Raw genomic sequence first — 21,162 nt, 5'->3', positions numbered from 1 at the left:
TTAATTGCAACTCCTAATGATAAAACTTTGTTCATTTAATTAAAAATGTTAAAGATCCCTTTAACATTTTTGTCTTGAGCTACAGATGCTATAAATTCGTTATTTACAAATATCAATGAAACTATGACTTAAATTATTTTTGTACTAAATGAAGTACCATAGACAGCGATATCATACGTGTTTCCATTCTTTAAATTTGTTTCAATGGAATTGATATAATTATTTCTAATATCAATATGGGTTTCGTTAGCTTTAGTTAATTTTAGATTGTAAAACTCTAATCTATTCACTTGAATATAATTTTTTTATCTTCTATCGAAACTAATTTTTGAAACAGTTAAACAGTCTACGATATACTTATAGGAGAAATCTAGGACTATATAAGTATAAATTTGGGTTTGAGATACTGTTGACTTCTTCCTCTAGTTGATTGATAAGGAAGATTGACTACATGTTGCGCAGTCTTTGTTACTATAATTAATTAATGAAAGGGAATTAAAGCATATACGGGAGAATTTGATGTCACTAGAAATAGATTATTGAATGTTAATAGAAATTGGAACAAAAGGTAAACCAAAATGCTTTATAAATATATTAAAAATAACAGAACAAAATCCATAGATATTGAAATTAGAGTAGCTATTTAAGTATCATCAGATGGAATGATGAGATAAAAATCTACAGAATTAAGTGAGGATGTTACGATACGTAGCTATGTGGCTACTGATATATATTAATATTGGACAGAGTTATAATATTTTAGAAGTTAAACGAGGTGGTTGTTCATTCTCAATATTGATTTTCTTGTCATTAATTAGTTGCAATATATGTGCAATCAATTGTTTATAAATCTTGTGAATTTTAGTGAGCCTTGTTTAAGAAATTCCCTGGATAGTATTGAAAGCATGATTGTTAAAATACTAAAGATAAAAGATAGTTATAACAATGTTGGGCATAGGGTAAATTTGCTAGCGAATATATTTACAATTTAAACCAGATTTATTAATGAATTATGCTTTATTGAAAAGGCATTAAGGGAGGAAATTTAATGTATAAAACGAAGAATGTGGATGTAATTAAGAATCTAAAAAAATCCAGAAATTTAAAGAGAGATATAGAATTTTATAAATGTAATGCTCCTTTTTCAGAAATAGGTAATATATTTGAGGAAATTTATCGTATTAGTTATTATAGATTAACTTTAATTGGTAAAGCTTTTCCAAAAAGGATTGATCAATATAAAAAGAAATCTACTATATATCCTTCAGATGACGTGCAAAGAGAGTTGATATGGACTTCAAAAATTATTTCCAAATATATTGATGAAATAAATTGTTTTCTAAAGAAAAAAGAGGATTACATTAAATCTTTATTTTTATCAGATTTTCAAAGAGCTAAGGAAATTTTAGATTCTATAGAAGAAGAGTTTGGTTTATCTTGTTGGCTACTTGAAAATAGAATTGCACTATTACAATCGATGGAAGGACTAGAGAAACAAAAAGAATATACCCAGAACATTATAGAAAATGATAAGGCCAATGTAATCTTAAGATTTTTATTACGATTCTATAGCATTAAAGCTGAAAGCAATGTTTCTCCAGAGAAATATAATCAAGAAATTTATAAAGCATATGAAGAATTTGACGATAATTCATATGATGATCCATATTACTCTTATCTCAAGTTTAAAATAAATATTGCTAACATAGACGATTTTGATTATCGCTGTATTATTTTAATTGAAAATGAACTTTCAATTATAGATAGATACATGACTTTCGTAGAAATAATTTTAAACCTAGCTGTTTCTAGCAGTATTGATTTATATAGTGAAACAATTCAAGAAATAACAAAAAATATATCTCACATTAATGATAGTTCTTTTCATAATTTTTGGGGTCTATTATATGAATCTAAAACAATTTATATTGAGAATAAAAATCCCTTAATTATAGAAATAATGGATTATTATACCAAAGGATTGTATGCAGAAGTTATTGAAAAGTCAGAGGGATTACTTAGAGAAAATCCTGATATTGTAGAAATATATGAAGTTTATGTGAAGTCTTTGTTATATTTAAATAGTTCTGAAGTATATTTTAAGAATAATCTATTAGGAGATATTATTAGTAATTTAAAGGACATATATACTAATAATAATTTAGCAGAAGAAAGTTTAGTGGATTTAATCAAAATTTGCTATATTTACTCTAAGGAAACATGGTCAAGAAAATTAAGAAGTCTTGCATTAAATTCTTATTATGGAACAAGAAAGGCCTCCAAAAATATGTTTGCAGCTGTTGGAAGTATTACTTCATTTTTATCAAAACCTCAGGTTCTCAATAATTTATATGAAGATAAAAACATAGTAGAAAAGCTAATAGACAATCTGTTACTACTAAATCCTTCTAGTGAAACATTAATTCTTCAAAAGGCTTTTTTAAATTCTAATATGGATACAATAGAAAAGTTACCTATTCCTAATAGTAGAAAGAGAAAATTTTTAGCCGAAATACATAATAAAAATAAAGAATATGAATTAGCAATTCAAATGTTTGAGAAATTATTAAATATTGATACAACAATTAATAAATTAGAAATTGTAACAGGTATAATTAACTCATACATTGAATTAGATAAATTAGAAAAGGCAGTAGAAATAGCTGTTGATTATTATTTTGAAAATAAGAATATACTTAACAAAATCGAAGTAAGTGAATTGTTGAATAGAATTGAACAGACAAATGTATCTCGTGATAATATTTGTCTGCCGATTTTATACGATTTATATGCGAAACATTTAAATAGTGATAAAGATGGAATAAGAAATGATTTGTATGAAGATTTTTTAGAATCATGTGGAATAAGTAGAGCCTCAGAATTAGACTTTATAAAAGATTTTACAGTAGATAAGAAATGGATTTATTTTTTACGATATATTTGTATTCCGAACATAATGGCTAATTCTATTGAATTTGACACACTAGTTGAAGTAGAATCAGAGCGATTAATTATCTGCCAAATGTTACGTGATTTAGACCAAGAAAATGAAGAGATATACTCAAATGAAATAAAAACGATTACTCAAAAACAAATGGTCCGTAAAGGAATAAGAGAGATTGAAAATAGTAAAATATATGTTGATGTAGATGGAATTAAATCAACTTTAGAAAAAAATCTTAAAGAGAACTTTAATCGATATAAAAGTTTTGGATTTGATAATATAAATCATTCTAAACCTAAATATATTTTATTAGACAAAGAGCTTACTATAATGGTTCCAAGTAACGAAAAGTTAAATTTATTTTCCAGTATGGTCATTGAATTGAGGGATAGCTTTGTGTCAAGTAAAGAGTATGGATTAGATGGTTATCTCAGTGTAGGAATTAGACATGGGACATTATCGGGGCAATTAAGAGGGCAGATTGAGAATGAAAAATTAATTACCCAGTTAGATTCAAATACTCAAAATTACCATGCAAATAATTATTGGCTGGAGAGAGTAGGTACAATAGATTTTATAATTAAAGAATTCCTTCTCGAAAAGCTTAATGATTTTTCTCAGAATATTGATGAGTTGATTAATAAATTAAAAAATGAATTGATTCAAATTAATATTGATAATAGTAAGAATGAAAATGGCTTGTTTGATTATATAATTACAACAGATGACTTGGAGTATTTGTATAATATAATTGATGAAGACACTTCATACTCGGAGTTTGTAGATATAATTATTGATTATCTTTGGCAAAGAACAGAGGAAAATTTAAAATCAATTAGGCATTATTTAGAGGGGAATTTTAAAATTGATTTGAATGTTTGTTTTGAAAAATTACAGTATGATATAGACTCAATCAAAGATAAAGCTAATATAGTTGATCTTAATAATAGCATTGTAACAGCAAAAACCTTCATGCAATATGAGGTAGATAAAATTTCTAGCTGGTTTAGTAGAGGGAAAGTTTCTGAGAGAAGTGACTATAGTATTAGTTTACCGATAGAAATAGGTCTTGAGATGGCTAAAAATATCTATAAAAATGAAAAAAACTATGAAATTATTTCTAAAAATATAGATGATATTATGTTAGATGGGAAAAGTTTTAAAAGTTTAGTAGATGTTTCATTTATTATTTTTGAAAATATTTTTAAGCATAGCGGATTAGGTGACTCACAAAAAATCGAAATAAATTGTACGAAAAAAGATAGTAAAATTCTTTTCAAGTGTATTAATAAAGTGAGAAAAATTGAAAATATTGATGAGTTAAATAGAAATTTAAAACAAAAACAACAAAATCTAAAAAGTGAAAATGGCCTGGAAATGGTAAATAAAGAAGGGGGATCAGGATTTTACAAGATAATTAAAATAATTTCAGTAGACCTTCGATGCGCCATTAATATGGACTTTAAATTTTTGGATGAAAATCGGTTTGTAATTATGATTGAAATAGATGCGCAGGAGTTGATTGTGTGAAGGTTTTAATTATTGAAGATGACCAAAATAAAAAAAAGCAAATTTTAAGCTTTCTGGAAGAAGCTTTTAAAAATGTTTCTATTGTTGATAAGCATTCTTATAAAAGTGGATTGAAAGAGGTAGTTAGTAAACAATATGATTTGATTCTCTTAGATATGAGTATGCCAACTTTTGATATTACAGTTTCTGAAACTGGAGGAAAACCTATGCCTTTTGCAGGTAAAGAAATACTTCGGCAAATGAAGCGTAGATCTATTCGTATTCCGACAATAGTTGTTACCCAATTTGAGAAGTTTGGTGATTATGAGAAATCTTTAAATCTGGATGAATTAAATGAAGAACTTGAAAAAGAGTATAGAGAAATATATGTAGGTACGGTGTACTATAATCCGGCTAGTTCAAGTTGGAGAGAAGATCTAAAAGAAAATTTAAAATTAATTAAGGGTGTAGAAATTGATAAAAATATTAATAGCTGATGATAGTCCTTTAAAGCTCCAAAATATACAAAATTGTGTTTTAGATAAAGTACAAATAACATCAAATAGTGTAACTGTGGTTTCCGATATGATAAGTGCTAAGAGGGAATTGAAAGATAATCACTTTGATTTATTTATTATTGATATTCAATTACCACAACGTATTTTGGAGCCTCCAAAGCCAGAGGGTGGATTAGAATTATTACAAGAATTAAAGAGAAGCTCTCGTTATATTACTCCAACAAATATTATTGGTTTATCAGAATTTGATACTAGTTTAGTAGAAAAAGAATTCTCTTCAAATTTGCATGCTTTAGTAAAATATGATAGATCAAATGATGAATGGATAGGAAAACTTCAAAATCATATAAAACACATTATAACCGCAAAAACAACTTTTGAGGAACAACAAGAGGACTATGATTACGACTTGGCAATTATTTGTGCACTTGAAAGTATTGAGCTTGAAGCTATATTAAATCTTAATGCAAATTGGGAAGAAAAGAGATTTCAAGCAGATAATACAACATACTATGTAGGGAACTTCCAGGATAGCAAACAAAGTATACGTGTAATTGCAGCAGCAGCTCCGCAAATGGGAATGACTGCAGCAGCAGTTTTAACTATGAAAATTATCGAACATTTTAGACCGAAATATTTAGCTATGAGTGGTATTACGGCTGGGGTTCATGGAGAAGTAGAAATGGGGGATATAGTTATTGCAGATCCCTCTTGGGATTATGGAAGTGGAAAATATAAAGATGTTCAAGGAGAGATTCAGTTTTCACCCGATCCTCAACCGTTGAGATTAGATATTGATTTAAGAGCAGCTGTATCAAGGTTAAGTTCAAATGATAAAATATTGCAGGGGATTAAATCAGCATGGCCAGCGCCTAAACCACCTACAAGTTTAAGAGCACATTTAGGTGCCGCTGCTTCTGGTGCCGCTGTTCTTGCCCATCCACAAATCATCGAAGATATTATGAAACATAACAGAAAGCTTAAGGGAGTTGAAATGGAGTCTTATGGTGTTTTATATGCAGCAAGCAATGCTACTAAGCCTAGACCAAAAGCTTTTGTAGCAAAATCGGTATGTGATTTTGCTAATTCAGAAAAAAATGATATGTATCAAAGTTATGCGGCATTTACTAGTGCTAATTTTATATATAATTTAGCACTGAATTACTTAGATTTTGATTAAAAATATCAATATAAAAATATGAATTTGCACTATATAGATAGAGAGGATAAAAGATTTGTTTAATATGATTGCTTCAGCAATAGATTCATTAGAAGCAACGGAATATATTACCCTAATTGCTCTTATAATCACTGTTTTTATCAGTTTTATTACTTTATGTAAATCCAGAAAAATTAACAAAAAAAATATGTATATAAATTCGATTACAAAGTAAAGAGTAGAATCTATGAGTGAGCTGAAGGAACAGGTTTCTCGTTACTTATCTTTAGTGCCTAATTATGTTTTTGGAGTAGTAGTACAGATATAGGAAAAAAGACTTTTTTCAAGAAATTAATTATAGAGTGAATAGAAGTATGCTTTTATTAAATCAGAGTAATGAATTCGAGGGAATAATCCTTGAAGATGCAAATAAAGTTAATTAATTAACTTTAAAGATTTAGTACTGAATTATGAAAATGAAGAGCAACAATTATTGGCATTTTTAAACTTAGCACAAATTTATTATTTTGATGTATCTAGTTACTCTAATGAAAGTGATATGGATACTACATAATTAACTTGAATGTACGAGATAGTGTACATCTAATAGAAGAGACTAGTTTGCACATAAACTAGTCTCTTCTATTTTCCTTAGCTGTTTCTGAATATAAAATTTAGAGGGATGCTAACTAAAATTAATTATATTTCCTTTTTAATTTTTTCCCACTCTACTTTTATGTGATTTTTTAAATCGGCTTCTAATAGGTCTAATTCCATATTAATTAACCTTTTTAAATATTCTTTTGAACTCTTTATACCTAATCTTGTATCTTCAGTATAAGGTATTGGTAATCTATTCATATCAATTCCCTTATTTGTTAATTCAATGAGTATAGTTTTAACTGTATTATCTTGATTTATACTATGCATGTAATTTATTAATATATATAGATTATCCATTCTTTGAATGATAATTTTTTCACGCTCTTTTAAATGGTTTAATTGGTATTCAATATGTAATTTTAAATTATACAGTTTTGAAATTGAAATATTGCTTTCTTCATTGAAGATAAATGATTTTAAGATAGATATATAATTTGCAGTATTTTGCTTAAGGTGTGTCATTGAATTTATACGTTCATTAGTTATAGAATTTATATAAGATGATCGCTTATTTAATTTTAATGAAATTAGTAGTGTGAAAAAACTTGTTGTTGCAGTAATTATTATACCTATAAAGGTAACCTTGTCTTTATTAGGTAAGTCTAAAAAAAAGTCTATCATTGAAGGCCTCCTACCTTATTTGTTACTATAAATTATACTATATGTAAGAAAAAATTGTTTAAAGAAATATTGATATAGTTATTTTATGAAAAAATGAAAAGATAAACGTCTAAAAGAATCCTGAATAAAAATTAAAATATAAAAGTTATTCGTATATGTTTTTTTCTAATTTAGTTAATTATTTATAGGCCTGTTGTAAAGTATGCAAAAATATTAGCAGTTTAATAGATTAGAAGGAATATTTAGGCTGTGGTTAGTATATGCTGTAATTCATTGAACGTCAAGAAAACGGATTCTAGTTGAGGACTTCGTTTTTATTTAAATAAATGCTGACTCGTTGCGAAACCTTTTATTGATAGAAGTATGGCAAAGAATTATGTTAAAAATAGGAACTCCAAGTTTTTTGTACACTTACAAAATGACTTCCTAATTTATTTTATCATTAATCCATTAAGCGATAGATAAGCCATAAAGTACTCAGGTTCTCAGAATCTCTCAAGTTGACTTTTTTATTGGGCTCACAAAAATTGTTTATATTTAGTTATGATAATGGTTAAATTCGTGGTCAGATCTAAGCCTGACGTTGAGTCAATACTAGTGTCTTGGTTTGGTACAGTAACCACTCTTAATACACACTCGATTCTATAAAAGTTCGACACGAATCATATACTTAACATACTTGGATACATTTAATAAGTTATTGTGTAAGTAATACACTGATATAGTTTGATGCCAACAGCATATATAATAAACCCATTCTTCATCAAATTGAATAGGATTTTTTTACTATGTTCGTAATAAATCTATTTATATATATAAATGGCGTTATAAATTCAAGTAATTTTCCAATAATATAGATAAATTCCACTTAAAGGATATAAAATATATTTTAGAAAAGTAGTTAATTAGATAGATGAAATTAGGTGGTGACATCATGGCAAATCCACATTCAGCTGATGATTCTTATTTAGGTTATTACTTTCAAGGTATGTATGCCTTGATAAAATTATTGGAAGCTGATGATTACGATAAGGTTAGTATTGAAACAGAAGACGATGTTTATTTAGCAGGTAAAGAAAAAACACTTTATCAACTTAAACATAGCATAAAAGCCGCAGGGAAATTGAATGAGAAGAATGATGGTTTGTGGAAAACTTTGAGAATTTGGGCAGACATTATTAAAAATAATAGTATCGATGAAAAAACATATTTTATCTTCGTAACACCATTAAGGTTAGAGGAATCTTGTTCTCTGAATGCATTGTCTACGTCTAATTCAGATAGAGAAAAGGTAATAAATTCTTTGTTACAAGAGGCTCAAAGAGTGTCTAAGGCTAGGGAAGCAACTAAAAAAGGGGAAGAAGTCCCTTATAAAACAAGATGGAAAGGTTGTAAAGCCTTTATTGATTTAACCCAAGAACAACGTGAAGAATTAGTAAATAGAATTACAATTCATCCTAGTAATTTTAATATCAAAGATATAAACACAGAAGTTGAGAAAAGAATTAAAAATACCATTCCAATTAGTATAAGGAAAGCATTTGTTGAAAGGTTAATTGAATGGTGGGATAGAAGGGTAGTTTTAGGTATCTTAGAAGAAGCAGATAGGGAAATAGGAAAAATTGAATTAACTAAACAAATTCATCAAATATATAGTAGCTTTCAAGAGGAAAATTTGCCAGACGATTTTAGCTTTAGGGATGAAGAAGCGGATATTGATTCAGAGATTGGTGGAACTATGGAATTACAGATTGCTCTTGTTAATGGAGGGAGTTATAGAATAAGGAGAGCTGCAATTGCAAGATGGCAAGCTAGAAATCAAAGAGAAAAATGGATTGAGGATGATTTATTAAATAGTTATGCTTTAAAACAATTTGATAAAAAACTTGTAAAAGTATGGGGAGATAGTTTTTTTTCCATGAAATATGATCTTAAAGATAAATCCGATGATGATTTATGTAAGAACGGATGTAAATTATTAGATTGGTCTCATAATAAAGCACATTTAGAAATAGTACCTATTCTAACAAATTGGAAGGAGCCATTTTTAGTACAAGGATCATTCCAACAATTAGCAGATGAGTTGAAAGTCGGATGGCATCCTAAATTTGAAGAAAAAATAAAGCAACAAAATGAGGAGGATCAATAATGATTTCTGTCGATACATATGCATCCACTAATCCCGCTCTTTGTTCATTAATACTATGGTCATTTTTAAAGGGGGTTGAGGAAGTTACTAATAACGGATGTGAATTTCCTATTCTGTTCTTACCAATTCCATTTGCCTTATCAAAACAGATAAGGGAAACGTTTGATGGAACTGATAATTCTACGGGGTTATTAACCTGGTTATCTAGAGAACCTCAAATATTGATTAATTTAGCTAAGGGTATCGAGGCATCCAATACAATTACAAAAGATGGATTTATATTTGGTTATGCGAATAATATAATTAAAATTAATAAAAATGGTCAATTCTATTCAGATAATCAAGGGTTAGTTCAAAAAAGATTAAGGGAATTTCTAAATATAAAAGGTGGAGAAGATTTAAAAAGTGCATTTGTTATTGCCAAACGATTTGGGAATTGGTGTGGACAGCTTGAAAATACAAAAATAATTTTTAATGTAATGGGGTTATCACTGTGAAGAGATGGAATATACATAAAATTTTTCTATATAGTCATCACGAGGAAATGAACAAAATTGAATTTGACCTCGAGGATGTTAATATTATAACAGGGGATTCTCAGACAGGAAAATCAGCAATTCCAGAGATTCTTGATTATTTAATGGGCTCAAGTGAATGCCATATCCCAAGTTACGTAAGGTCTTGTCTTAGTTGGGTCGGGATACTTTGGGTTAAAGACAGCACTAAATTCGCTTTATTTAGAAAAATACCTAAATTAGGAAAAAAATCGAGTCAAAAGGTTTATTTTGATATCGGAATGGATTTGAAAATACCATCAAAAGCAAGTGAGATAAAAAGAAAGACAAATTTAAAGAGCGCACTTAATCAATTTGAACGCTTATTGGGTATTGGGGATATAAAAACAACAGAGTCTTTTAACAATAACAATATCACTAAGAGAATAACTGTTAGAAATACAATGCCTTATCTTATACAAGATGACGACGTTGTAATAAGTAAAAATACTCTCCTTAGAGGAGCAAATGAGACTGACAAAATACAAAGTATTTTACAATCATTACCTTATTTCTTTGGTGTAATCGATGAACACACTTTAGAGAAAGAATTAGAATTTAATCAGGTTAAGAAACAAATCGAAAGAATGGAAAACAGAGTTGAAATAAATAAAAAATTATTAAATAATGGGAATAAAAAGGCATTAAGTTTAGTGCAGGAGGCTGCTCAACTTGGATTATGTGATATTTCTGATACAGTTTTCTATTCTGAATTAGAAATAAAATCTCTATTAAATGATGTATTACAATGGGATTTAACTCAGGAGTCAATTGAAAGAGAAGACAAATTACCTGATTTGCATAATTTGTTAGTTATAAAACAAACGAAAATTATTGATATTAAAAACAAAATTCGTGCAGCACGAAATAAATTAAATGTAGCTGATGATTTTAATAATACAGTATATAAGCAGAAAAGAAAGCTAGAAATAATAAATATATTTAAAAAACCCAATGATCCACATATTTGTCCACTTTGTTCCAATGAACTTAATAATGAGGTTAAGATTGTAAGTACTATTAATGAATTAGTAAACAAGGTAAAGGGTGATCTGGGGAGTGTTGAAAGAGATCGACCTAAGCTAGATGCATATATACAGAATTTGCAAAAAGAATTATATGAAACTGAATCTGAAGTGGAAAATTTAAAGATTAAGATTGAAACTCTTGTAAAAGAGAATGAACAGGTTGAGAATAAACTAAATATCCTAGAGCGTAGATATAGAACTTTAGGAAGAATAAGTCTTTATATGGAAACAATAGGTGATGAGAACAGTAATTCTACCAATAAAGATTACGAGAATTTAGAAAAACTACGTAACAAATTTGAATTATTAAAAGATGAAGTTAATATTGAAGGGAAAATAGAAGCATTACATAATGTTGAAAGACGTCTTTCTTCTATTGCTACAAATATAATTTCAAAATTACCATTCGAAAATAGATATAAAGATTGTCCTGTTTTTATTAACTTAAGAAATCTAAATGTTGGTGTATCTTTACCAACACATAGTGAGAATATGAGGGATGTAGGTTCAGATGAGAATTACTTAAGTTTACATGTGGCTTTGTTATTAGCGATGCATCGGCATTTTGCACAGCTAAACAATCCAGTACCAGGGGTTTTATTGTTTGATCAACTAAGTAGACCTTATTTTCCACCAGATAAAGAACCTGATGAGGTAGAACTTGATAATGAAAGATCTTCTCTTTTGACTTTTTTTGAAACACTTTTTGATGAAGTTGACCGTGGAGAATCGTTGCAAATTATAGTTCTTGAGCATGCATATTTTAAAAACCATGAAAGGTATAAGTCTTCAGTTAAATATAGATGGAAAAAAGGCCAGAGCGGCTTAATTCCTAAAGGATGGCCTGAAGTATAGATACCTAAATATTGGGTATAAAAGTATAAACAATATAATTGGAGCGTTTTTTTGACCGCTTTACATATTTTAATCTCCATTTAATGTTACAATCTCGAACGTGATGGCGCAGCCTCAATAAAGGTATTACGATGAAGTATTACCAATTAGAAAGTAATTTAATGGCTTACAAGGTGCTCTCGTTCTTCCAAAGCATATAAAAGTAAATTTTAGCAGTATTAAGAATTAGATGAATTACTGTGAATATGGAGAAAGAATACTTGATTACGAGCTAAATCAAATTTTTAAGGCAGCTAATAAGTTGCTATTAAAAAACATTAAAAATCTAAAGACGCAAAAATTGTTAAAACAAATGGATCATGTGTTAGATGGAGTAACGTTATAATTATTTTCAAAAAACAACTAATAATGATTAAGTTAGGTCAAACGAATAAAAGATTTGAATTGTCTTTATTGTTAGCGAAGCAATTTTTAATGAATGTAACTGTTAGCTTTAGTGCAAAGCATGAAAAGTCATTTTCGCTCTTTTTTAGGATCAACTATCTATTTGAAAAGTATATAAAAACCTTCATAAAAATGACTGAGCATACTGTGTATTCCGTATGAACAGCATAACAAGTATCTGTTATTAGTGAAGAAGAACAATAAATAAGATGTTTTTTAATTAAGACCCGGTATCGTTGATGATGATGAAAGTATCTAAATCATAATAGATATGAAGTGGAAGTCATTAGTGACTGGAAATGGTTCAGGGGTTAAACGGAAAAACTTATTCTAAATGTACGCATATTTAACAAAATATAATCATATACAAACAACGATTTTATTATATCCACAACAATTATCATTAAGTTATGGCACTTCAATTCCAGAAAAAGATTGTCTATTGATATTATCCCCTTTAGGAATTTTAAATGAGGAAAAAGAGAGAGTTGAATTTGTTCGGGTAATTGAGTATAGAAAAAATAAAATTAATTTCCAATTAAATGATGATAGAGAATTTGAAAAAAATTATTGGAAATTTAGAGACTACTAATTCAGTTATAAAATTAATTATCCAAACTGAAGCAAGCGAAACTATAAATATTCATGTGGAGGTAGAATGAAGCAATATGCTCCAATGTGGGAACTACTATTGAAGTACTTTAGATGCACGAGCAGTATGAAATCAAATCCTAATGCAGTTGAACAAACAGCATTAATTACAATCGAACGTGATGGAGTTGAGTTTGAGGTTGCTAAAGAATCAAAGAGAACCATTCCTTTAGCACATTTTCAAGCTCTTCATATGATTGCTGAAATGGATAAGGAATTAGTAAGAATCACAGGAGGGTCTCGCAATTGAGGCTCTCATTTTTGTGTATATTGAGTATGCAATTGAAAATAGTGTTGAAATTAATCACATCGGTTACACAAAACTAATAAAACCCGTCTTTTATATAGTTTGTGAAAGGATGTACTTAAACTAGACTGCGGACAGGTTAGTTGAGGAAGATGGATATACTTCCATAGGGAAGTAAGGATTTCCGAGATTTCATGGAATAGAATACCATACGATTCTCTATGTTATATGATTATTTCTGCATAAAGTAATAGTTTGCTATGATGAAATTTAATGTATAATTAAATAACTGATTAAATATTTCCTTAGAAGGGATGGGTTAATTTGGCAAGGAGTAGCAAGAATAAAGAAGAATTATTACTTCAAAGTTTCGATATATTAAAAAATAATTTAGAAAACAATAGCGGAAAAATACAAGATATTATTGTAAAAATAGCAAAAAGCAATATATCATTAGCAATTGATATGTGGCGGTACGTTCTAACAAATGGAGAAGCTATTATAAAAAGAGATGGATTTCACTTTACTAGCGGGATGCTGTATAGTTTAGAAAGAAAAATTGGTAGTGAAGAAGTAATAATTATACTGAATGAAAATGAAGATATACTAGAATATGTCTTCGGTAAATCTGATAGTATTTACCCCAGCTATATTTGGGATGCTTTAAGGTATGGCTATATTGAACTTGCAGAAAAAATGTATAATCTAGTTAAGAAGAATCGATATAAAGAGGAATCGTTAGCACAAATTGTTGAGGAAATCTGTGATTCTTTCGCTTCAGAATTTGATTATATTCAAGATGTAGATGATGATGACGATGATTCTTATGAAGAAGAAGAAAATCAAGCAAATGAAGTTGCAAGTGTATTATTAAAATGGGTAGGTAATCTAAAAGATAAAGAAGCAAAAGCTCGTATTACAGTCGCATTAATTGACTATGTTTAAGTATGTATAGCGTAATTATAGACCTCATGTCATTTTAGCATGAGGTCTTTTTAGAGAGGGGATAAATTCTGTGCAGCAAGCTATCGGAAAACTTAGTCATCGTTTTTTAGAAGAAGCTAAGTCGTCACCACAATTATTAGCCGATATGGCGGCAATGGAAAAATACATGGCTGAAAGTTACGGGGAACGTATTTTTATTGAACTACTTCAAAATGCAGATGATGCAGAATCTAATCACATTACTATCTATAGTAAAAATGGTCATATATTCTTTGCGAATGATGGAAAACCATTTAATGAACAAGATATTGAAAGTATTTGTCGCTCAGGGGCAAGTTCTAAAAAAAGAGGGGAATCCATTGGATATCGAGGTGTTGGATTTAAAAGCACTACTTATCTAACTAACACTATTATTATCCACTCAAACGATGTTGGATTTACGTTCTCAAAGGAATTGTGTGCGGAGAAATTACAGATTGCAGATATAAACAAAGTGCCAACAGTTCGTATCCCTTTATATGTGGAAGACATTGAATACGAAATAAAGGAAGAAATACAAAAACTCTATCAGGAAGGATATCGAACCATTTTTATTTTTAAAGACGCTCGATTAAGTCTATTAGAGGAGGAATTAACTGCTGTAAATGATGGATATTTCTTATTCCTTAATCATATTCAACAAATCCAAATCAACATTTCAACAATTCGTAGAAAGTTTAAGGTATCACGAGACCATCAACGAGTGTGCATTCAAGAAGTAGGACAAGAAAAGAAAGAATGGTACATTGTTGGAGATAAACAAAACAAATCTGTTCAGCTAGGATTAAAACTAGATGAACAAGGTCAAATTATAGCTTGTGAGAAGGAAGAATCTGTATTTCATTGTTATCTACCAACCTTAGAATCTACTGGTTTTCCTTTTAAAATCAATTGTGATTTTTCAACAGACCCTAGTCGAAAACATTTAACTTGGGATGAAAAAACAGAAGTAGGGTTGAAGAATGCAGCCGAACAGTTATTTAAAACTGTGGCTGGAACTTTGCGAGAAGGACAGGAATTCTTACTGCCAATTTTTTCATTGCTGGAAAAACGTCAATCTTTCTCAAAGTTTTCAAATTATGTGTCTGATAAGTTCATTCAACTAATAAAAAAGGAAAAATGGATTCCTTTATACAACGGTGAAATGATAAATGCAACAGAATACAAACGAAAACCACGTTTTTTAGAAACATCGGAATTTGTATGGATGCGGGAACATTCTTCTATGAAACAACTTACACCGATTGCAAGTCTACAACAAAACAATTACTTAGATAATTTTTTAGAAGTATTTGCGAAGAGAATGTATGAAATTACAGACTGGATAACCATTTTATCAGAAAGAGAGTTTGTAAAGAATTCAGACCAGACTTTATTAGGTAAACTTTATGGTCAATTATTGAAGTCGGTTCGTTCTAAAATATTGATTAATAAAGAGGTATGTTTATTAGACAATTGCTATATAAAAAATAATCAAAATCAATTAATAATCTGGGGAAGTAAGAAAGGAATAATCTATTCGAAGTCCTTCTTATCAGAGTTCTTAAATTCACTAACAGCTAATGATATAAAATGGATTGACAATACTTATAATACGAGCTTTACAGAGGAACAATCATCTGGAAATGACGGTTTTTATTTAACAGAAAAAGCAGATTCCAATGTTTTTGAACATTCATTATCCTCTATTTTTTCATCAAAGAAGAAAACTATCTCTAAATGGCGAGCAGCAGAGTATCAATGTATAGAATTTGAGCAATTGCAAGGAAATCGGGCCAAAGACGTTAGTAAGCAAAATCTAGGATATGACGTACATAGTCAAACCAAAACAGGGGAGATACGCTATATTGAAGTAAAGTCTATTTCGAATCGGAATGCAGAAATTTCGATGACAAATAATGAATACACAGCAGCACATCAATATGGAGATGCTTATTATTTATGTGTTATCTATCAACAAGACAACCAATTATTATTAGAATATATTCAGAATCCATTAAGGCAGTTACAGTTAGAGAAACGTGTTAAACAATGGGAATGGATTTGTGATGATTACAGTGGTGAAAAATTTGAAGTAGACTTAAACTAAGAGGTAACTTAGAGTCACACCACGAAAATGCGATAGCTAGTCTTACACATTAATTGGAACGTGAACAGGACGGGGATGGGAACGTAAAGAAAGAGAGAGGTTATTTGAGAGAGGAAAGCTTTTTGTTCGGTACTTAACAAAAAACATCCTCCTGAAGTGTTTTATAGGATTAGATATGGTCGTATTTGATGGGGAGTCTCTTAATTGAGGCTCTCTGTTTTATATAGTGGAGTGGATGGCTGAACTTTCGAGAAGGAAGTCAAGATATCGTTATACAACTAAAAAATTTGTCTTGTATACACTTTTTCATCATGAGAAAGTTCACACTCTCCTCAGTGTGAAACTATAATTCGATTACTCCTCGGTAATTACTCTTTTTACATTTTTAACAGTCTATCACTATTATGTTATGATTCTCCTGTATAATTGAAGGAAATAGATAAAAAGTTATTAATTTATGTCTTGTAGAAGAGATGTAGTAACAAAATTCAAATTTAGTTAAGAAATCGACAAAAATTAGTAAGTAAAATTAATTTATAGGGGTGAGGAAATGGCTAAAAAGAAAGAAAGAATGTGTCCATGCGGGAGTAGGATGCAATTTTCTGATTGCTGTAAATATCCCAAAGATGGCAATACTCCAGATGAGATTAAAAATAATATTACTAAAATAGTTATTTCTACATTTAATGATATAGGTGAAACAAGGGGAGAAACTTGCTTATATGTTTCTACCTTGGTAAAAGATTTATTGAATGAGTCGGGTATAAAAAGTTACGTTGTTGCAGGGTCTTCTAAATGGAAGGGTGTTCCAATATTTTATGATTGGAAGCCCCCAATACAATTTCATGCTTGGGTAGTAACAGAATATGGAGAAATAGTAGATTTAGCATGTGATGCTTTAAATGAACGACGGGACATGATAGGTAGAATAGGGATAAATACACCGCCAAGGTGTTGGAAAAAAGAATTAGATGATAGAGAATATATTGAAAAGGATTTAGGTGCTAGGTCCCTTCAGTTCGATAAGAGCTATACGGGAATAAGAGACCGAGCCTTCAAGATATTAAAGAAATAATCCGATAGGTTAGAGTAAATAGGAGGAGAAAGTAAATGGTTCGAAAGACTTCATACAAAGAGAAAAAAGAACTTCAAAAACAACAACTTCACAGAATAATTAGAGAAAAAGGCAATCCATGGTATCATGGCACTTCAATTACTGCTGCAGAGTTAATAGGAGTGGAAGGTTTTAAAAAGAATTTTGGTCAATTAGGTACTGCTTTTTACATAACGGATTCAATCAAATATGCTAAAAAGTGTGAAAAAGGAAACGGCGCAATTCTTGAACTTAATATTGTTGATTTTAGTCAAATTTTACTGACTCCAATTATAGAAAATGCGCAATACGCTCAAGAGGTAGAGCGAAATTATAAACATATTGTTGATGAAATGCTCAATGATGAAAAAGTCACAAAAATAGACTACATTCAGTACTGGGCAGAAAAAGTTAAGGGACTTAAGGGGTATGGAACAGTTTCTAACTATAAAGAAGATGCGCCAATAAAGTTAGCTGTTTATGATACTAAAATATTAGAGGTGAATAATAGGAATGTTATTTTTTCTAAATAAGGTTAACTTAAGTACTTTTGCTCAGTATATGCTTCATTATTAATAAAATTTTGATTTTATTAGTTAAATAGTGTTATCGAATTCTATTTAAACAATTATTAATGAATCCTCTCCGACTCTTAAAACACATGAGAAAAAGTACAGAGTTAAAGATAATGTTTAAGATTACCTAACGTAGAGAAGGATTACTTGAGCCTGAGTTAATTGATATATTTGAAACACTCTGTCGAAAAGGGAATCTTACGATTTAAACTGTAATTTTGTTATATTTTAGAAATAACTAGATGAATATATAGAAATTATTTATTATAGGTAAAAAGGAGGAAGTTTCATGTCTTTATTTAATAAATTAAAAGTTGATAGTACAAATTTTAAAACACCTCAAGAAATGTATCAAGATAATAGAAAAAAAACAATAAATGGACCTCTAGATTATCAAAGTAAAATGATAGATGCTTATATGGAAAAAGGGTTACGTGCTAAAGATGTAGCATTAGAGTTACCAACAGGGGCAGGAAAAACTTTAATTGGGTTATTAATAGGGGAATTTAGAAGACGTAAATTTAAAGAGAAAGTTGTTTTTGTATGTCCTAATAATCAATTGGTAAACCAGGTCGTAGATAAAGCAAATAATACATATGGGATAAAGGCATATGGTTTTACAAGAGCAATAAGAGATTATAGTCAAGAATCCAAAACGGCATATAATAGGGCAGAGGTAATAGCTGTTACTAACTATAGTAGTTTGTTTATAAAAGAACCTTTTTTTAGTGATGCAGATATTATCATCTTTGATGATGCACATGGAGCAGAAAATTATATAGCTAGTCATTGGTCGTTAGAAATTAAACGAGAAGAACATAAAGAGTTATTTGAGACTTTAGTTGAATGTATTAGAGGTGATTTAGACTATACTCAATTATCATACTTAAAAAATAATGAAGACACTTCTTCCGCAATCAGTTGGGTGGATATGTTTCCAAATATAAAATTTCATAGTAAGAGAGAAGAAATAATAGATATTATTGAAGCAAGAGCAAATAAAGATAATAAGTTAATTTATGCTTGGAATAATATAAAAGAGCATTTAAATTCATGTAATCTATATTTAAGTAGCGGAAGATTATTAATTAGACCCTATATTCCGCCAACAATGACTCATGAACCTTTTAGACATGCAACACAACGAATTTACATGTCTGCAACCTTAGGAGAAAGCGGTGAATTAGAAAGGACAATTGGAGTAAGCAATATAACTAGACTGGCTATTGTAGATGATTGGAAACAGAAAAGTATAGGAAGAAGATATTTTGTCTTTCCTGATGCTTCATTTAAACCTCAAGAATATAAAGAGCTTTTTATTGAGATGAGCAAAAAGCTACCTCGGTCACTCTTATTAGTCCAAGATAATAAGAGTGTTAAAACTTATTCAGAATTTGTTCGGCAAAATATGAGTTCTGAAATCTTTACAATAGAAAAAATTGAACAAGATTTTTCTTCTTTTGTTAATAGCGATGATGCAATTGCTATTTTAGCAAATAGGTATGATGGCATAGATATGGAAGGGGATAAATGTCATTTATTATTTATCAATCAGTTACCTAATGGAACAGGATTACAAGAAAAGTTTTTAAGTTCAAAGCTCGCTGCTTCAGTATTATTTGAGGAACGAATTAGGACAAAGTTGATTCAAGCAATTGGAAGATGCACACGTTCAAATACAGATTATGCAGTTGTTTGTATTACGGGAGAAGATTTATTAAAAACTTTAACAGCAAGGAAAAAAATTGAAAAATTCCCGCCAGAGATACGTGCAGAGCTTGAATTTGGCTATACTTATTCAGAGGGATTAAAGAATTTCGAAAATATTTTATTAGCAATGGATGCTTTAATCAATAAAACTGATGACTGGGATATGGCTGAGGAACAAATTTTAGCACTTAGGGACAATTATATTGCCGAAGCAGCCTCTGACAAACATGTAAATAATGATTTATTGAATGAATGTGCAAAATTTGAAGTTAAGTATCAATATGCTATATGGAAAGAAGACTATGAAAGTGCTTTAAGCAATGTAGACCAAATTATTAGTAAACTTAACGGGAAAGCTCTAATAGGTTATAAATCTTTTTGGAACTATATTGGTAGCTATGTTGCTTATTTAATATACCAAAATGGTAATGAAAGCTATTATCAAATTATGAAAAATTACATAGATAAGGCAGCAAGTAATGCTTTTAACGTTAGTTGGTTTAAGAGAATAATTCCTAATAAAGAAGAATCTAAAGAAAATGCTGTAAATTTTGGATTAATGGATGTTGTCGAACGTATAGAAGAAGAAATTTATAAAGATGGCGTAAAAAGTTCAGCTAAATTTGAAAAAAGAGTTGAGAAAGTTCTTACTCTACTTACAAGTAATGATGGAAATAAATTTGAACAAGGTCATCAAGAGTTAGGAATGTTGCTTGGTTATATCGCTGGCAATTCAGATGAGCATACTAGCCCAGACCCATGGTGGATAATTAACGGTGATTATTGCTTAGTTTCAGAAGACAAAATTTATAAGGGCGAGAACAAAAAGATTTTAACAAAGCATGTACGACAAGCTTTAACTCATGAAAAGTGGATTAGAGATAATGTTCAAATGTTAAATAGAGAAGCCACAATTGAAACAGTATTTATCACAACAACAAAAGAGTATGAAGAAAACGTAGATGTTTACGGTGAAGAAATCTATTTGGTATTGCAAGAAGATTTTGTAGATTGGGCAAAAACAGCTATTGAGACTTTAAGGAAATTACGCAGAAGTTTCTCAGAACCAGGAGACATGATTTGGAGGTTAGATGCTATGAAAATTTTAGAGAATGATAGAATGACGCCAGCAGATTTTTTGAAATTTATTAGACAATTTAAATTAAAGGACTTAGGAAAATAATAATCTATTATAATATTCGAGATTCTTGAGTAAATGGAAAGAAACAGTTATTTGTGATATTTTGCAACTTATTATTAATAAGGTAGGCATGGTAAAAGAAAAGTTGATTTAATAATAAGTATCGATGAACTAAAATAAGTTATCCTTTCAAAAGCTTTACGTGTCGAATTTGGAATAAATTACCTA

13 protein-coding genes are annotated in these 21,162 nt (G+C 29.5%); 12 read left to right on the top strand and 1 reads right to left on the bottom strand.

Translation table 11 applies throughout. From position 1 onward, the window contains the following. Positions 1–1,048: 1,048 nt before the first annotated feature. From C4S65_RS17505 to C4S65_RS17495, 3 genes are read left to right on the top strand one after another with little or no spacing between them, the layout of a single operon-like run. The gene (locus C4S65_RS17505; protein ID WP_103945353.1) at positions 1,049–4,474 is read left to right on the top strand and encodes a hypothetical protein; all 3,426 of its coding nucleotides are present in this window, start codon (positions 1,049–1,051) and stop codon (positions 4,472–4,474) included. Next, positions 4,471–4,950 (top strand): response regulator, encoded by a 480-nt coding sequence (locus C4S65_RS17500; protein WP_098602047.1) that lies wholly within the window; start codon positions 4,471–4,473, stop codon positions 4,948–4,950. Before C4S65_RS17505 ends, C4S65_RS17500 begins: the two co-directional genes overlap by 4 nt. Further along, a complete protein-coding gene (locus C4S65_RS17495; RefSeq protein WP_098602048.1) occupies positions 4,928–6,151 on the top strand; it encodes a response regulator in 1,224 nt (407 codons plus the stop codon). The genes C4S65_RS17500 and C4S65_RS17495 overlap by 23 nt, the downstream gene beginning before the upstream one ends. A gap of 678 nt (positions 6,152–6,829) precedes the next feature. Here C4S65_RS17495 and C4S65_RS17490 read toward each other — a convergent pair. Continuing rightward, positions 6,830–7,414, bottom strand: a complete 585-nt coding sequence (locus tag C4S65_RS17490) for a hypothetical protein (protein WP_098602049.1) — start codon at positions 7,412–7,414, stop codon at positions 6,830–6,832. A 934-nt stretch (positions 7,415–8,348) separates the two neighbouring features. On the opposite strand from C4S65_RS17490, the gene C4S65_RS17485 reads away from it, so the two are divergent. From C4S65_RS17485 to C4S65_RS17435, 9 genes are all read left to right on the top strand, one after another. Further along, positions 8,349–9,563, top strand: coding sequence for an ABC-three component system protein (locus tag C4S65_RS17485; protein WP_103945352.1), 1,215 nt, complete (start codon positions 8,349–8,351; stop codon positions 9,561–9,563). Continuing rightward, positions 9,563–10,060: a three component ABC system middle component gene (locus tag C4S65_RS17480; RefSeq protein WP_103945351.1), complete on the top strand. Its 498-nt coding sequence runs from the start codon at positions 9,563–9,565 to the stop codon at positions 10,058–10,060. Before C4S65_RS17485 ends, C4S65_RS17480 begins: the two co-directional genes overlap by 1 nt. A 47-nt stretch (positions 10,061–10,107) precedes the next feature. After that, positions 10,108–12,000 (top strand): DUF3732 domain-containing protein, encoded by a 1,893-nt coding sequence (locus tag C4S65_RS17475; protein ID WP_142391550.1) that lies wholly within the window; start codon positions 10,108–10,110, stop codon positions 11,998–12,000. 1,102 nt (positions 12,001–13,102) lie between these two features. Then, the gene (locus C4S65_RS17460) at positions 13,103–13,345 is read left to right on the top strand and encodes a hypothetical protein (protein ID WP_098800108.1); all 243 of its coding nucleotides are present in this window, start codon (positions 13,103–13,105) and stop codon (positions 13,343–13,345) included. Positions 13,346–13,666: 321 nt separating this feature from the next. Beyond that, the gene (locus C4S65_RS17455) at positions 13,667–14,287 is read left to right on the top strand and encodes a hypothetical protein (RefSeq protein ID WP_098800109.1); all 621 of its coding nucleotides are present in this window, start codon (positions 13,667–13,669) and stop codon (positions 14,285–14,287) included. Positions 14,288–14,357: 70 nt separating this feature from the next. After that, a complete protein-coding gene (locus C4S65_RS17450) occupies positions 14,358–16,415 on the top strand; it encodes a DUF3883 domain-containing protein (RefSeq protein WP_103945349.1) in 2,058 nt (685 codons plus the stop codon). A gap of 550 nt (positions 16,416–16,965) precedes the next feature. Continuing rightward, positions 16,966–17,490 carry a hypothetical protein gene (locus C4S65_RS17445; RefSeq protein WP_103945348.1) on the top strand — a complete coding sequence of 175 codons (525 nt, stop codon included), beginning with the start codon at positions 16,966–16,968 and terminating at the stop codon, positions 17,488–17,490. 35 nt (positions 17,491–17,525) lie between these two features. After that, positions 17,526–18,041: a hypothetical protein gene (locus C4S65_RS17440; protein WP_103945347.1), complete on the top strand. Its 516-nt coding sequence runs from the start codon at positions 17,526–17,528 to the stop codon at positions 18,039–18,041. 331 nt (positions 18,042–18,372) lie between these two features. Beyond that, on the top strand, positions 18,373–20,976 hold the full coding sequence (locus tag C4S65_RS17435) for a DEAD/DEAH box helicase family protein (protein WP_098800113.1): 2,604 nt from the start codon (positions 18,373–18,375) through the stop codon (positions 20,974–20,976). The last annotated feature ends 186 nt before the right edge of the window (positions 20,977–21,162 follow it).

The organism is Bacillus sp. ok061, assembly GCF_900108285.1.
GTDB lineage: Bacteria > Bacillota > Bacilli > Bacillales > Bacillaceae_G > Bacillus_A > Bacillus_A thuringiensis_S.
Note: the sequence above shows the minus strand (reverse complement) of the source record. Positions and strands in the feature narration are given on the sequence as shown.

What these genes read in the sequence shown, in the direction of transcription:
- C4S65_RS17505 (WP_103945353.1), top strand. Translation starts at nt 1,049, where the DNA reads ATGTATAAAACGAAGAATGTGGATGTAATTAAGAATCTAAAAAAATCC.
- C4S65_RS17490 (WP_098602049.1), bottom strand. Translation starts at nt 7,414, where the DNA reads ATGATAGACTTTTTTTTAGACTTACCTAATAAAGACAAGGTTACCTTT.
- C4S65_RS17485 (WP_103945352.1), top strand. Translation starts at nt 8,349, where the DNA reads ATGGCAAATCCACATTCAGCTGATGATTCTTATTTAGGTTATTACTTT.
- C4S65_RS17480 (WP_103945351.1), top strand. Translation starts at nt 9,563, where the DNA reads ATGATTTCTGTCGATACATATGCATCCACTAATCCCGCTCTTTGTTCA.
- C4S65_RS17475 (WP_142391550.1), top strand. Translation starts at nt 10,108, where the DNA reads ATGAACAAAATTGAATTTGACCTCGAGGATGTTAATATTATAACAGGG.
- C4S65_RS17460 (WP_098800108.1), top strand. Translation starts at nt 13,103, where the DNA reads ATGAAGCAATATGCTCCAATGTGGGAACTACTATTGAAGTACTTTAGA.
- C4S65_RS17445 (WP_103945348.1), top strand. Translation starts at nt 16,966, where the DNA reads ATGGCTAAAAAGAAAGAAAGAATGTGTCCATGCGGGAGTAGGATGCAA.
- C4S65_RS17440 (WP_103945347.1), top strand. Translation starts at nt 17,526, where the DNA reads ATGGTTCGAAAGACTTCATACAAAGAGAAAAAAGAACTTCAAAAACAA.
- C4S65_RS17435 (WP_098800113.1), top strand. Translation starts at nt 18,373, where the DNA reads ATGTCTTTATTTAATAAATTAAAAGTTGATAGTACAAATTTTAAAACA.